The 13,708-nt window shown below is 64.9% G+C and carries 11 protein-coding genes; 6 read left to right on the top strand and 5 right to left on the bottom strand.

Annotated elements, in window-relative coordinates:
• Nucleotides 1-27 precede the first annotated feature (27 nt).
• From RM463_RS02185 to RM463_RS02170, 4 genes are all read right to left on the bottom strand, one after another.
• Entirely contained in the window at nucleotides 28-1,638 is a 1,611-nt protein-coding gene (locus tag RM463_RS02185; RefSeq protein WP_311429115.1) for a ribonuclease J, read from the bottom strand.
• Nucleotides 1,639-1,973: 335 nt separating this feature from the next.
• Nucleotides 1,974-2,735 carry an amino acid ABC transporter ATP-binding protein gene (locus RM463_RS02180; RefSeq protein ID WP_311428801.1) on the bottom strand — a complete coding sequence of 254 codons (762 nt, stop codon included), beginning with the start codon at nucleotides 2,733-2,735 and terminating at the stop codon, nucleotides 1,974-1,976.
• Entirely contained in the window at nucleotides 2,732-3,406 is a 675-nt protein-coding gene (locus RM463_RS02175) for an amino acid ABC transporter permease (protein ID WP_195688207.1), read from the bottom strand. Before RM463_RS02175 ends, RM463_RS02180 begins: the two co-directional genes overlap by 4 nt.
• 17 nt (nucleotides 3,407-3,423) lie before the next feature.
• Nucleotides 3,424-4,194 carry an amino acid ABC transporter substrate-binding protein gene (locus RM463_RS02170; RefSeq protein ID WP_311428800.1) on the bottom strand — a complete coding sequence of 257 codons (771 nt, stop codon included), beginning with the start codon at nucleotides 4,192-4,194 and terminating at the stop codon, nucleotides 3,424-3,426.
• A gap of 235 nt (nucleotides 4,195-4,429) precedes the next feature.
• Between RM463_RS02170 and purU the strand changes: the two genes are divergently transcribed.
• The 5 genes from purU to RM463_RS02145 all read left to right on the top strand — a co-directional run bounded on the left by purU (nucleotide 4,430) and on the right by RM463_RS02145 (nucleotide 9,986).
• Nucleotides 4,430-5,284 carry a formyltetrahydrofolate deformylase gene (gene purU, locus RM463_RS02165; protein ID WP_195688205.1) on the top strand — a complete coding sequence of 285 codons (855 nt, stop codon included), beginning with the start codon at nucleotides 4,430-4,432 and terminating at the stop codon, nucleotides 5,282-5,284.
• A gap of 12 nt (nucleotides 5,285-5,296) precedes the next feature.
• Complete coding sequence (locus RM463_RS02160; protein ID WP_311428799.1) at nucleotides 5,297-5,968, top strand: energy-coupling factor ABC transporter permease; 672 nt, start codon at nucleotides 5,297-5,299, stop codon at nucleotides 5,966-5,968.
• 5 nt (nucleotides 5,969-5,973) lie between these two features.
• The gene (locus RM463_RS02155) at nucleotides 5,974-7,338 is read left to right on the top strand and encodes an MATE family efflux transporter (protein ID WP_311428798.1); all 1,365 of its coding nucleotides are present in this window, start codon (nucleotides 5,974-5,976) and stop codon (nucleotides 7,336-7,338) included.
• A gap of 98 nt (nucleotides 7,339-7,436) precedes the next feature.
• Nucleotides 7,437-8,618 carry an acyl-CoA dehydrogenase gene (locus tag RM463_RS02150; protein WP_311428797.1) on the top strand — a complete coding sequence of 394 codons (1,182 nt, stop codon included), beginning with the start codon at nucleotides 7,437-7,439 and terminating at the stop codon, nucleotides 8,616-8,618.
• Nucleotides 8,619-8,780: 162 nt separating this feature from the next.
• On the top strand, nucleotides 8,781-9,986 hold the full coding sequence (locus tag RM463_RS02145) for a CaiB/BaiF CoA-transferase family protein (protein WP_311428796.1): 1,206 nt from the start codon (nucleotides 8,781-8,783) through the stop codon (nucleotides 9,984-9,986).
• 56 nt (nucleotides 9,987-10,042) lie between these two features.
• Here the strand turns inward: RM463_RS02145 and RM463_RS02140 are convergent, their stop codons facing one another.
• On the bottom strand, nucleotides 10,043-10,876 hold the full coding sequence (locus tag RM463_RS02140) for a pyruvate, water dikinase regulatory protein (RefSeq protein WP_311428795.1): 834 nt from the start codon (nucleotides 10,874-10,876) through the stop codon (nucleotides 10,043-10,045).
• A 439-nt stretch (nucleotides 10,877-11,315) separates the two neighbouring features.
• Between RM463_RS02140 and ppsA the strand changes: the two genes are divergently transcribed.
• Nucleotides 11,316-13,688, top strand: coding sequence for a phosphoenolpyruvate synthase (gene ppsA, locus RM463_RS02135; protein ID WP_195688200.1), 2,373 nt, complete (start codon nucleotides 11,316-11,318; stop codon nucleotides 13,686-13,688).
• The last annotated feature ends 20 nt before the right edge of the window (nucleotides 13,689-13,708 follow it).

Raw genomic sequence — 13,708 nt, 5'->3', positions numbered from 1 at the left:
GCGGCTTTCGACTATCAGAGCGAAGGGTTACTCAGAATGGCCAGCCGTCGGGGCCTCCATGGCGAGAATCTGCAGGTGAATCACCGGCAGGCGTCTCAACCGGTCGGCAAACCAGCCCATCAGGCGTGGCTGCAGGGCCAGGCGGAGATCGGCCAGTGTTTCGGCACGCAGTGAGGCCAGGAGGTCATCGAGCCATTCGCACAGGTCGGTCTCGTCGAAGGCCTGGCTCTCGCTGGCATCAAGCATCAGCCGTCCGATGCGTGTCCAGCCGCCCTCGTCGGTGGCGGCCACCGATAGCGCCAGATAGAGGCTGCCGTGGCGGCTCTCCCTGCCTTGCTGGCCGCCCAGGCCGGGGAGCGGTGCCACGGCATTCTGATCGACGATGCAGGGGGGCTGCGGGTGGCGGCTCTCCAGGGTAAGGCCATCGGCATCGAGGCGGATCATGTCGCCGTTCAGGGGCGACAATGGCGCCTGGATACCGAGTGCCTCGGCGAGCTCACGGTGGGCCTGTTGATGGCGGGGTTCGCCATGAACCGGCAGCAGATGGCGGGGCTTCACCCAGCCATAGAGGGTGCGCAACTCCTCCTGGGCCGGGTGGCCCGAGGCGTGCAGCTCGGGATGGTTGAACTCATCGAGTACCTCGACCCCCAGCTGACGCAGTCCTCTCTTGAGGCGTTCGATCAGCAGCTCGTTGCCGGGAATTGCCTTGGCCGAGAAGATCACGCTGTCGCCGGAGCCCAGCTCCAGGGAGCGATGCCGGCCCCTGGCCAGTCGCTGCAGGGCGGCGCGCGGCTCCCCCTGGCTGCCGGTGGCGATCACCAGTACCTCCTCGGGGGGCAGGTAGCCGAGATCGCTGGTGGGCACCAGGGGTGGAAAGTCATCCAGATAGCCGAGTCCCCGAGCGATGGCCACCATGCGCTCCATGGAGCGCCCCATCAGGCTGACCCGGCGACCGCAGCGCTCGGCGGCGCGGCCGATGGCCAGCACCCGGGCCAGATTGCTGGCGAAGCAGGTCACCACCACGCGGCCCTCGCAGCGGGCGATGGTGTGATCCAGCGCCTTGGCCACCTCGCCTTCGCTGCGTGATTCGCCGGGCAGCGGGGCGTTGGTGGAGTCGCCGACCACCAGGTCCACCGGGGCCAGGGCGCGGAAGGTGGCCGGTGATATCGGGGCGCCGAGCAGCGGGTCGGGATCGAGCTTCCAGTCACCGGTGTGCAGCACGCGGTGCTCGCCGGCGGCGATCAGCAGCGAACAGCTCTCGGGAATCGAGTGGGGCACCGGCAGGAAGCGCAGGGTAAAGGGGCCCGTGTCCATGGCCTCGCCGGGTTCGATCACCCGAATGGCGTCGCTGGCGAGCCCGCGCTCATGGAACTTGGCACGCAGCAGGCCGGCCGCCAGCGGAGTGGCGTAGATGGGGCAACCCCATTTCGGCCACAGCCAGGCCGCGGCACCGATATGGTCCTCGTGGCCATGGGTGATGATCAGCGCCCCGGGCGCGATGCCGAGAGCCTCCAGGCTGGCCAGGTTGGGCACCTGGAGCGGCGAGTCGGGAAGATCCTGGCGAATCATCATGCCGCAGTCCACCGCGATCCAGGCGGCATCCTGACCCTCACCATGGCCATAGAGGCTGAGGTTCATGCCGATTTCGCCACAGCCGCCCAGCGGCAGAAAGCGCAGGGGAGGGCGGCGGCGAGGACGGATCTGGACTCGAGACTTGAGCATCACGAAGGAGGCTTCCTAGTATATGACGGTTTCACTATACGGGAAGGCCCCCGGAGGCCACAACGCGCCAGGGCTGTCGCCGTTAGCCGAACCAAGGGGCGCTGGGGACAAGCCGGAGGGGAGGTCCTATGCCATGGACGGCATCGGTAGCGTACAGGGAAGTATTCACCGCGCCTCCTCGTCGGTCCGGCGCTCCGGGGCTTGTCGCCAGATCAGCCCCGAGCTACCCAACGTGGCCTCGGGTATAGGCGTCAGTGCGAGCCCCCCAGCGATACCTGGCTGGCGAGCACCTTGCGCAGGAAATTACGGGTACGCGGGTCCCTAGGCGAGGCGAACAGCTGGTCGGGTGGTCCCTGTTCGACGATGCGCCCCCCTTCCATGAAGATCACTCGGTCCGCCACATCCCGGGCAAAGCTCATCTCGTGGGTGACCACCAGCATGGTCTGGCGCTCTGTGGCCAACTGTTTCATCAAGCCGAGGACCTCCTCGACCCACTCGGGGTCCAGCGATGAGGTCGGTTCGTCGAAGAGTATCACCTCGGCCTGGGCCGCCATGGCGCGGCCGATGCCGACACGCTGCTGTTGACCCCCGGACAGCGAGGCGGGGTAGGCGTCGGCCTTGTCGGCCAGCCCGATGCGCTCCAGGATCTCCCTGCCGCGCGCCAGCGCCTTCTCCTTCGGCCAGCGGTTGACCACGATCAGCCCCTCGGCGATGTTCTGAAGCGCCGTCTTGTTGGCGAACAGCGCATAGTTCTGGAACACGAAGGCGGTTCGCCGGCGTGCCGTGAGGATATCGGCACGGCTGGCCCGGGTGACATCGACATCGAGGTCACCGATGGTCAGCCGGCCGGCATCCGGCCTCTCGAGGAAGTTGAGGCAGCGCAGCAGCGTCGACTTGCCGGTTCCGGAGGGGCCGATGACCACGATGATCTCGCCCTGATCGATGGCGAGGTCGATGCCGTCGAGCACGGCGACCCCACCGAAGCGCTTGATGAGTCCCTCTACCTTGATCATCGCCGATATGCCTCGTTGAGTCGGGTCTCCAGGCGCCGCTGGAACCAGGCCAGCAGCTCGACGATGATCCAGTAGAAGAGAGCCACGGTGATAAAGGCCTCGAAGTAGAGGAAGCTGCCGGCGGCCTCCTTCTGGGTGGCGCCCATCAGCTCGGTCACCCCAAGCGTAAATGCCAGGGACGTGGCCTTGATCATGTCGATGAAGTAGTTCATCAGCGTGGGCACCGCGACGCGGGTCGCCTGAGGCAGCACGATGCGTCGCATCAGCTGGCCATTGGTCATGCCGATGGAGAGTGCCGCCTCGGTCTGGCTGCGGTCCACCCCGACGATGGCGGCACGGATGGACTCCGCCATATAGGCCGAGAAGTGCAGGGTCAGGCCCATGATGGTAGCGGTGATACCATTGATCTGGGTCAGGAAGGCCAGCAGCTGGGGCAGGCCGTAGTAGAACAGGAACAGCTGCACCAGCAGTGGCGTGCCGCGAAAGAAGGAGATGAACAGCAGGGTGGCCGCGTTGAGCCCCGGGATCCGCAGGACGCGGATCACGGCGAGGCCACAGGCGAGCACCAGGGCCAGCGCCATGCCCGCGGCGGCCATCTGCAGGGTCAGTGGCAGATAGCGCAGCAGAACGGGGACCAGCCCCAGCATGTAGTCGAGATCGAGTACGGACATGGGCGCGGCTCAGCGCCTCACGGGCTGGTGATGTCGGTCGCGAACCACGCTTCCGAGATCGTGCGCAGCTCGCCCGATTCGCGCAGGGTGGTCAGGGCTTCATCGACCCGGTCACGCAGGGCGCGGTCCTCGTCGGTGTCCCGGAAGGGCAGGGCATTGCGAATCTGCGAGAAGGGCTTGCCGGCCAGTGCCAGGGGCATCGGCTTCTCCTTGATCACCTGGCTGGCGCTTACCCGGTCCATGACAAAGGCGTCGACGCGGCCCAGGGCGGTATCCTGCTCGATATTGCTCTCATAGGTGCGGATGTCGATCTCGTCGGCGTAGGGCAGCTCGCGCAGCAACGCCTCATAGTTGGAGCCGAGGTTGACGGCCACGGTCTTGCCCTTCAGATCCTCGATGGACTGGATCGTGTCATTGCCCTTCTTGACCACGACCTGGGCACCGTCGTAGACGTAAGGCTCGGTAAAGGCGTACTTGGCGGTGCGCTCTTCGGTAATGGTGATCTGGTTGGCGATGGTGTCGATGCGGCCGGACTCGAGCATGCCGAACAGGCCCGAGAAGTTCGCCGTGATGAACTCGACCTCGACTCCCATCTCCTCCGCCACGGCTTCCATGACATCGACCTCGAAGCCCTGAAGCTTGTCCTGCTCGACGAAGGTGAAGGGGAAATAACCACCGGACATGCCGACCTTGATGGTCTCATCGATAGTTTCATCGTCGGCCTGAGCCAGGCCGGCGACGGAGACGATACCTGCGGCCAGGGTGGTAAGGACAATGCGCTTGAGCATGATGTGCTCCCGTATGGTGTATGGAGTAGCGCTAAGACGACGTAGCCTAATGGCATTTCAGGATGCCCAAAGTAGAGAATATAGCGGCTAAGTTCCAATAGCGCTTGGTTATATATTGGTAATGCAGGCACCACCCATCAATGTCCGGGTGCTCTTCTAACATGTGCCTGTGCGTGCCGGAAAGCGCTGCATTCGCTACACTGTCGCGCCCGTTACGCCCAGCCTGGAGCCTGTGATGTCACATTACTATCGTCTGGTGGTTTCCTGTCCCGATCGAGTGGGAATCGTTTCCCGCGTCTCCGGCTTTATCGCCGGACACGGTGGTTCGATCACCGAGGCCAGCCAGCACTCCGATCTCGAGTCGGGGCGTTTCTTCATGCGCTACGAGATCCTGGCCGACTCCATCGGCATGCCACCCGAGACGCTGCGCGAGGCATTTCGTCCCGTCGCCGAGGAGTTCGACATGACCTGGGCGCTGGCCGATACCCGTCAGCGGCGGCGCGTGGTGCTGATGGTATCGAAGGAGTCGCACTGCCTGGTCGATCTGCTCTACCGCTGGACCGCCGGCGAGATCGACTGCGAGATCGCGGCGGTGATCTCCAATCACGAGACCATGCGTGGCCTGGTCGAGTGGCACGGGATCCCCTATTACCATGTGCCGGTACCGTCGGATGAGAAGCAGGCCGCCTTCGAGGAGGTGGAGAGCATCGTCGAGGAGGTGCGTGCGGATTGTGTGGTGCTGGCTCGCTATATGCAGATCCTGCCGCCGACGCTCTGTGAGCGCTATGCCGGTAGGGTGATCAATATCCACCACAGCTTTCTGCCCAGCTTCGCCGGCGCCAAGCCCTATCACCAGGCTCATCAGCGCGGGGTGAAGCTGATCGGTGCCACCTGCCACTATGTCACCGCGGAGCTCGATGCGGGTCCCATCATCGAGCAGGATATCCATCGGGTCAGCCACTGCCATACCCCCGACGACCTGGTGCGCTTCGGTCGCGACGTGGAGAAGGCGGTGCTGGCGCGAGGGCTGCGCTGGCATCTCGAGGATCGCGTGTTGATCCACGGTAACAAGACCGTGGTCTTCGCCTGACCAGGAGGCCTCATGTCCTTCTCCGAACCGGTGCTGGCTCCCTGGCTGCTGGTGAGTGCCAGCCTGGTCGCCTTTGCCCTGCTGGGATTGGCGCTGGCTCAGCGCCCCTGGCGGATGCTGCTGGCCGATAGCGGGCTGCAGCATCGCTGGCTGGCCGCCACCGTGGCGGTGCTGCTGATGTGGCAGCTGCGCGCCCAGGCGGTGGACTGGTTGACCCTGCATCTGATGTTTACCGCGCTGCTGGTGCTGGTATTCAAGGCGCCGCTGGCGCTGCTCTCCCTGCTGCTGGTCAATCTGGCGATGGTGGTGACCGGCCGGGTGGACTGGACCCTGCTGGGGGTCAACCTGCTGGTGACCGGCGTCGTGCCGGCGCTGACCATGGTGATCATCTGGCGGCTGGTGGATCGTTACCTGCCCGATAACCTGATGGTGTTTCTGTTCGTCTGCGGCTTCTTCGGCGCCGCGCTGTCGTCGCTGGCCGCCGGTCTCTCCGCGGTAGGGCTGATGCTGCTCGGTGCCAGCGATGCCCACGCCCTCTATCAGGCCCTGGAGTACGCGCGCTTCCTGCCGCTGCTGATGCCCTCGGAGGCGTTCATCACCGGCATGCTGATGAGCATACTGCTGGTCTACCACCCGCACTGGGTGGCGACCTTCAACGATCACCGTTACATCGATACCAAGTAGGTCCCATGAGCCCTCCCTCCACTGCATCGCCACGCCGGCCGGCTCGACGCGAACTGCTGGAAGGCCCCATCGCCGCCACGCTGCTGAGAAAGACCCTGCCGGTGATCGGCGGCATGATCGCCATGCTCAGCTTCAACCTGGTGGACACCTGGTTTATCTCGCGGCTGGGTACCGAACCCCTGGCGGCGGTGTCGTTCACCTTTCCGGTGGTCTTCACCGTGATCAGCCTGGCCATCGGGCTGGGCATCGGTACCTCCGCCGTGGTGGCGCGGCGCCTGGGGCGCGGCGAGTTCGAGGTGGTGCGTCGCCGTGCCACCGATGCCGCGCTGCTGGGGCTGATGGTCGGCCTGATCATGACCCTGCTCGGGCTGGCGAGTCTCGAGCCGCTGTTTCGGCTGCTGGGGGCCGATGACGTCCTGATGCCGCATATTCGTGACTATATGGGCGTCTGGTACTTCGGCGCCGCGGCGATGATCGTGCCACGCGTGCTCAACAGCCTGCTGCGCGCCCACGGCAATACCGCGACCCAGGGCCTGATGATGGCCCTGGCCGCCGTGATCAATGTGGTGCTGGACTGGTGGCTGATCTTCGGCGCCGGGCCGCTGCCCGCCATGGGGGTCTCCGGCGCGGCCCTGGCCACGGTGCTGAGCTGGGGGGTGATGGCGGTGGCCCTGCTCTTCCAGCGTGAGCTGCGCGGCCTCGTCGACATCCGCGGGATGACGCGCGGGGGAGTGCTCGAGTCGTGGCGGGAGCTGGGGCGCATCGCCGGCCCCGCGGCGGTGACCAGTGTCTTCACTCCGCTGGCCATGGGATTGCTGACGCGCATCGTCGCCGGCCACGGTCATGATGCGGTGGCCGGCTTCGGAGTCGGCACGCGCCTCGAGGCATTCTCCCAGATCGTCGTGCTGGGCCTCTCCATGACTCTCTCGCCCCTGGTCAGCCAGAACGCCGGTGCCGGTCAGTACGCTCGGGTACGCCGTGCCATCTTCGGCTGCTTCATGTTCGTGCTCGCCTGGCAGCTGCTGGTCTGGGGGGTATTGCAGGCGCTGGCCCCCTGGTTGGTAAGCGCCTATGCCGAAAGCCAGGCCGTGGGCGAGGTGCTGCGCCACTTCCTGTGGCTGGTGCCGCTGGGATTGGGCGCCCAGGGTGTGGTGATCCTGGCGGTATCCTCGTGCAACGCCCTGCATCGCCCGTCCCGGGCCATGCGGCTCTCGGTGGTGCGGCTGTTCGTGCTCAGCGTGCCCCTGGCCTGGCTGGGAGGGCGCCTTGCCGGCACCACCGGCGTATTTGCCGGCATGCTGGCGGCCAACCTGCTGATGGCCGGAATCGCCTGGTGGCAGATACGGGTGGTCCTCTCCCGTTACCGGTAGATTTTTTATCGCCAAGGGGCTTGGCAGGCTCGCGGTTCTGCACTACATTTGATGAAAATGTAGACATTAAAGTCCAGCCACGTCACCGAGGATACCTCATGAGCCAGATCACCCCCGTCACCTGGGACGACCCTTTCCGCCTCGTCGACCAGCTCTCGGAAGAGGAGCGCATGGTCCAGCAGACCGCCCAGGACTACTGCCAGGAGAAGCTCCTGCCACGGGTGCTGGAGGCCAACCGCCACGAGATCTTCCATCGTGAGATCATGAGCGAGATGGGTGAACTGGGCCTGCTCGGTGCGACCATCGATGGCTACGGCTGTGCCGGTCTCAACTACGTCAGCTACGGGCTGATCGCCCGCGAGGTGGAGCGGGTCGACTCCGGCTATCGCAGCGCCATGAGTGTGCAGTCGAGCCTGGTGATGTATCCGATCCACGCCTTCGGCAGCGAGGAGCAGCGCGAGAAGTACCTGCCCAAGCTGGCGACCGGCGAGTGGGTCGGCTGCTTCGGCCTGACCGAGCCTGACCACGGCTCGGACCCGGGTGGCATGTCGACGCGTGCCGTTCGCACCGAGAATGGCTGGCGCCTCAACGGGACCAAGACCTGGATCACCAACTCGCCCATCGCCGATGTCTTCGTGGTCTGGGCCAGGGACGAGGAGGGGGTGATCAACGGCTTTATCCTCGAGAAGGACATGCCGGGTCTGACGGCGCCCAAGATCGAGGGCAAGTTCAGCCTGCGTGCCTCCATTACCGGCCAGATCGCCATGCAGGACGTGGAGGTCTCCGACGCGCAGCGCCTGCCCCACGTCAAGGGGCTGAAGGGCCCCTTCTCCTGCCTCAACCGGGCCCGCTACGGCATCGCCTGGGGCGCCATGGGTGCCGCCGAGGCGTGCTGGCACGCCGGCCGCGACTACACCCTGGAGCGCAAGCAGTTCGGCCGTCCCCTGGCCGCCAACCAGCTGATCCAGAAGAAGCTCGCCGATATGCAGACCGAGATCACCCTGGGCCTGCAGGCGGCGCTGCGAGTGGGCCGCATGATCGATGATGGCCAGCTGGTGCCCGAGACCATCTCGCTGATCAAGCGCAACAACTGCGGCAAGGCCCTGGATATCGCCCGGGTGGCCCGCGATATGCACGGCGGCAACGGCATCTCCGATGAGTATCATGTGATTCGCCACATGATGAACCTCGAGGCGGTCAACACCTACGAAGGCACCCACGACGTCCACGCCCTGATCCTGGGCCGTGCCCAGACCGGCCTGCAGGCCTTTACCAGTTGATGGCGCACAACGACGCTGAATAACGATAACGAAGGGCGCCGGAATCAGCCTAAGGAGAGATCCGAGGACTCTGAGTGGCCAAGGTGGCGTACAGGGAGGTATTGATGTCGCCTCCCTGCAGGCTGGTCGCCGGGCCGGCGCCGAGCGAGCAAGGAGCTGCAGATGAGTGGACCGCTTGAGGGCATCACGGTGCTCGATATGTCACGGGTGCTGGCGGGCCCCTGGGCGGGCCAGCTGCTGGCCGACCTGGGTGCCCGGGTGATCAAGGTCGAGCACCCCGAGCGGGGCGACGACACCCGCGGCTGGGGACCGCCCTGGCTGGCCGAGGAGAGCGAACGCGACCGAGTCGCCGCCTACTACCTCTGTGCCAACCGCGGCAAGCACTCCCTGGCCGTGGATATCGCCTCCGAGGAGGGCCAGGCGCTGGTGCGCAGGCTGGCGGAAGGCGCCGACATCCTGCTGGAGAACTTCAAGGTCGGTGGCCTTGCCAAGTACGGCCTCGACTATGCCAGCCTGCACACGCTCAATCCGCGCCTGATCGGCTGCTCCATCACCGGCTTCGGTCAGGATGGCCCCTATGCCCATCGCGCCGGCTACGACTTCATGATCCAGGCCATGGGGGGGCTGATGAGTCTGACCGGGGAGGCCGATGGCCTGCCGATGAAGACCGGGGTGGCGATCACCGATGTAATGACCGGCCTCTACGCCACCGTGGGTGTCCTGGCCGCGCTGCAGGAGCGTGAGCGCACCGGGGTCGGTCGCCACGTGGATGTGGCACTGCTCGATGTCCAGGTGGCCACCCTGGCCAACCAGGCGCTCAACGTTCTCGTCAGCGGGCAGAGTCCGGAGCGTCACGGCAACGCCCATCCCAATATCGTTCCCTACCAGGCCTTCGCCTGCGCCGACGGCTATCTGGCATTGACCGTCGGCAACGATACCCAGTTTGGCCGTCTCGCCGCCCTGCTGGAGCGCCCGGAGTGGGCGCGGGACCCGGCCTATGCCACCAACGCCGCCCGAGTCGGCAATCGTGAGGTGCTGGTGTCGATGATCCAGGCGATTCTCGTTACCCGCTCTCGGGATGAATGGCTCACCGAGCTGGAGGCCCGCGGCATACCGGCCGGGCCCATCAATACCCTCAGCGAGGTGTTCGAGGACCCTCAGGTGCAGCATCGCGAGATGTATCGCACCCTGAAGCGTGGTGAACTCGAGGTGCCCCAGGTGGCCAATCCGTTACGCTTCGATGGTGCCTCTGCCACCAGCGAACTGGCCCCGCCGCGCCTGGGCCAGGACAGCGACGCCCTGCTTAGCGAGATGGGGCTCACCGCCGATGATATTGTCAGGCTCAGAAAGGCAGGAGTGGTGAGGTAGGGCGAGGTTCGAGGGACGAGCGAGCCCCTCGCCCCTCGAACCTTGTTTCTTGTTTCTCAGCGTGGCGAGAACCGCCGTACCAGCCCCATTTCGGCGATCATCCGGGTGGAGATCTCCTCTACCGAGAAACGTGTGGTGTCGATAAAGGGGATATGCAGCTGGCGGTAGACCCCCTCGGCCTGACTCACCTCCTGAACACACTGATCCATGGAGCTGTAGCGGCTGTTGGGCCGGCGCTCGTGGCGGATTGCCGCCAGCCGCCTGGGATCGATGGTCAGGCCGAACAGCTTGCGCTGGTAGGGGGCCAGCACCCTGGGGAGCTTGAGGGCGCCGTCCTCATCGAGGTCGTCCTCGGTGAGCGGGTAGTTGGCCGCGCGGATGCCGAACTGCAGCGCCAGATAGAGTGAGGTGGGGGTCTTGCCGCAGCGCGACACGCCGATCAGGATCACATCGGCCTTGTCGTACTGATGGGTGCGCGCGCCATCGTCATTGTCCAGGGCGAAGTGCACCGACTGGATACGATCCATGTAGGCCTCATCCTTGCCGATGGAGTGGGTGCGCCCCACGGTATAACTGGAGTGGGTCTTGAGCTCCTGCTCCAGGGGCTCGAGGAAGGTCGAGAAGATGTCGATGTTGAAGCCGTCGGAATCGCTGATGATCTGACGGATATTGCTGTCGACGATGGTGTCGATGATGATCGGTGACTCGCCGTCGCGTACCGCCACTCCGTTGATGACCTCCACCAGTTCGTGCGCCTTCTCGAGGGTGTCGATATAGGGCTTGGTGATCATGCGGATCTCGAGGTTCTCGAACTGCGCCAGCAGGCTTCGGCCCAGGCTCTCGGCGGTGATGCCGGTGCCGTCGGAGATAAAGAAGGCGGTACGGGTCATGGTGGAATCGCTTGGTCGATAAAAGATTCATTGTCGGCCTCCATGCCTTCCACGACAAGCCGCTCCTAATGCTATCGCGGTTACCGACAGGGTGATAGTGAAAGGCGCCGGGGACAGGTCGGAGAGGGGGTCCGAGGACCAGGGACGGCCGAGGTAGCCTACAGGGAAGTACTCGTAGCGCCCCCTCGACGGTCCGGCGCTCCGGGGCCTGTCGCCGGAACAGCCTTGAGCGGTACGGCCATCTGCGAAATCCCTACAGTGCCACCGTGATTTTTGCAGCAGACTACAGAATCACGGGGAAAGTGGGCGGTGTTGTAAAAATCCTCCAGTGACTTCGCTATTAGACCAATGGCGAATATTGCCATCGCTTGGTAGAGTCGCCAGCATTCCGTCATGCCCACTGGCATGACGACTCTTCGTCGCTAGCTAAGGGGGTCCCGTGGACGATTACATTCTGTGGTTCGATGAGCTGGGCATGGACGATGTGGAACGCGTGGGGGGCAAGAACGCTTCCCTCGGCGAGATGATCTCCAACCTGGCCGGCGCGGGGGTCACCGTACCCGGTGGCTTCGCCACCACCGCCCACGCCTACCGCGAATTCCTGTCCCACGAGGGCCTCAACGAGCGGATCAACCAGGCACTGGCCACCCTCGACGTGGATGATGTGGCCGAGCTGGCACGCGTTGGCGCCCAGATCCGTCAATGGATCATCGACACCCCGCTGCCCCCGACCTTCGAGCAGCACCTGCGTAGCGCCTACGATACGCTGCTTGCTCGGCATCCCAACCTCAAGGCGGCGGTGCGCTCCTCGGCCACCGCCGAGGACCTGCCCGATGCCTCCTTCGCCGGCCAGCAGGAGACCTTCCTCAATATCGAGGGCTTCGACAATATCAAGCGCGCCGTGCATGAGGTGTTTGCCTCGCTGTTCAACGACCGCGCCATCTCCTATCGCGTGCATCGTGGCTACGCCCACGAGAACGTGGCGCTCTCCGCCGGCGTCCAGAAGATGGTGCGTTCCGAGACCGGTGCCTCCGGCGTGATGTTCACCCTCGATACCGAGTCCGGCTATCGCGATGCGGTCTTCGTCACCGCCTCCTGGGGCCTCGGTGAGACCGTCGTGCAGGGGGCGGTGAACCCTGACGAGTTCTACGTGCACAAGCCGACCCTGGCCGCCGGCCGGCCGGCCGTGCTGCGCCGCAATCTGGGCTCCAAGCTGATCAAGATGGTCTACGGCCAGGAGGCCAGTGCCGGCAAGTCGGTGGAGACCGTGGATGTGCCGCTCAAGGAGCGCGGCCGCTTCTGTATCGATGATGAGCAGGTGATGGCGCTGGCTCGTCAGGCGGTGACCATCGAGCAGCACTATCAGCGACCCATGGATATCGAGTGGGCGCTGGATGGCGATGACGGCAAGCTCTATATCGTCCAGGCGCGTCCCGAGACCGTGGTCTCCCAGCAGCAGGGTGGCAAGCTCGAGCGCTTCCAGCTCAAGGAGAAGGGGCGCAACCTGGTCAGCGGCCGAGCCATCGGTCAGCGCATCGGCAGCGGTACCGTCAAGGTGGTCTTCTCGCCGGATGACATGGAGAAGGTCAACGCCGGCGACGTGCTGGTCACCGACATGACCGATCCCGACTGGGAGCCGATCATGAAGCGTGCCTCGGCCATCGTCACCAATCGCGGCGGACGGACCTGCCACGCGGCGATCATCGCCCGTGAGCTGGGCATCCCGGCGGTCGTGGGCTGCGGTGATGCCACCGAGATACTCGCCGATGGTCGCGATGTTACCGTCTCCTGTGCCGAGGGCGATGCGGGGCATGTCTACGAGGGATTGCTGGCGTTCGACCGCCAGGTCACCAGCGTCGATGCCATGCCCGAGATCCCCTTCAAGATCATGATGAACGTCGGCAACCCCGACCGTGCCTTCGGATTCGCCAGCCTGCCCAATGCCGGCGTGGGCCTGGCTCGCCTGGAGTTCATCATCAACCGCATGATCGGCGTGCACCCCAAGGCGCTGCTCGATTTCGACACCCTGCCCGAGGAGCTGCAGCAGACCATCGAGCTGCGCACCGCCGGCTACAACAGCCCGGTGGAGTTCTACGTCGACAAGCTGGTGGAGGGTATCTCCACCCTGGCCGCGGCCTTCTACCCGGAACGGGTCATCGTGCGCCTGTCGGACTTCAAGTCCAACGAGTACGAGAACCTGATCGGTGGCAAGCTCTATGAGCCGGGGGAGGAGAACCCGATGCTCGGCTTCCGCGGCGCCTCGCGCTATATCTCCGACAGCTTCCGCGAGTGCTTCGAGCTGGAGTGCCGCGCCCTCAAGCGGGTCCGCGAGGTGATGGGCCTGGATAACGTCGAGATCATGGTGCCCTTCGTGCGTACCACCGAGGAGGCCAGCGAGGTGATCGACCTGCTCGCCGCCAACGGCCTCAAGCGTGGCGACAATGGCCTGAAGGTCATCATGATGTGCGAGCTGCCGGCCAACGCCCTGCTTGCCGAGGAGTTCCTGGAGTACTTCGATGGCTTCTCGATCGGCTCCAACGACCTGACCCAGCTCACCCTGGGGCTGGACCGTGACTCCGGTATCGTGGCGCACCTGTTCGAGGAGAGGAACCCGGCGGTGAAGAAGCTGCTGGCCATGGCCATCCAGGCCTGCAAGGCTCAGGGCAAGTATATCGGCATCTGCGGTCAGGGCCCCTCGGACCACCCCGATCTCGCCAAGTGGCTGATGGAGCAGGGCATCGACTCGGTATCGCTCAACCCCGACGCCGTGCTCGAAACCTGGTTCATGTTGGCCGGGGAAACCATCGGCTAGGTTTTGCGAAGGAATAAGTG

Origin of the sequence: Halomonas sp. LES1, from assembly GCF_031846005.1 — a bacterium.
GTDB lineage: Bacteria > Pseudomonadota > Gammaproteobacteria > Pseudomonadales > Halomonadaceae > Halomonas.
This window is presented reverse-complemented; position numbering and strand designations above follow the sequence as displayed.

Excerpts from the sequence above, each read along its gene's own strand:
- RM463_RS02185 (WP_311429115.1), bottom strand. The coding sequence starts at position 1,638 with ATGAACCTCAGCCTCTATGGCCATGGTGAGGGTCAGGATGCCGCCTGG.
- RM463_RS02180 (WP_311428801.1), bottom strand. The coding sequence starts at position 2,735 with ATGATCAAGGTAGAGGGACTCATCAAGCGCTTCGGTGGGGTCGCCGTG.
- RM463_RS02175 (WP_195688207.1), bottom strand. The coding sequence starts at position 3,406 with ATGTCCGTACTCGATCTCGACTACATGCTGGGGCTGGTCCCCGTTCTG.
- RM463_RS02170 (WP_311428800.1), bottom strand. The coding sequence starts at position 4,194 with ATGCTCAAGCGCATTGTCCTTACCACCCTGGCCGCAGGTATCGTCTCC.
- purU (WP_195688205.1), top strand. The coding sequence starts at position 4,430 with ATGTCACATTACTATCGTCTGGTGGTTTCCTGTCCCGATCGAGTGGGA.
- RM463_RS02160 (WP_311428799.1), top strand. The coding sequence starts at position 5,297 with ATGTCCTTCTCCGAACCGGTGCTGGCTCCCTGGCTGCTGGTGAGTGCC.
- RM463_RS02155 (WP_311428798.1), top strand. The coding sequence starts at position 5,974 with ATGAGCCCTCCCTCCACTGCATCGCCACGCCGGCCGGCTCGACGCGAA.
- RM463_RS02150 (WP_311428797.1), top strand. The coding sequence starts at position 7,437 with ATGAGCCAGATCACCCCCGTCACCTGGGACGACCCTTTCCGCCTCGTC.
- RM463_RS02145 (WP_311428796.1), top strand. The coding sequence starts at position 8,781 with ATGAGTGGACCGCTTGAGGGCATCACGGTGCTCGATATGTCACGGGTG.
- RM463_RS02140 (WP_311428795.1), bottom strand. The coding sequence starts at position 10,876 with ATGACCCGTACCGCCTTCTTTATCTCCGACGGCACCGGCATCACCGCC.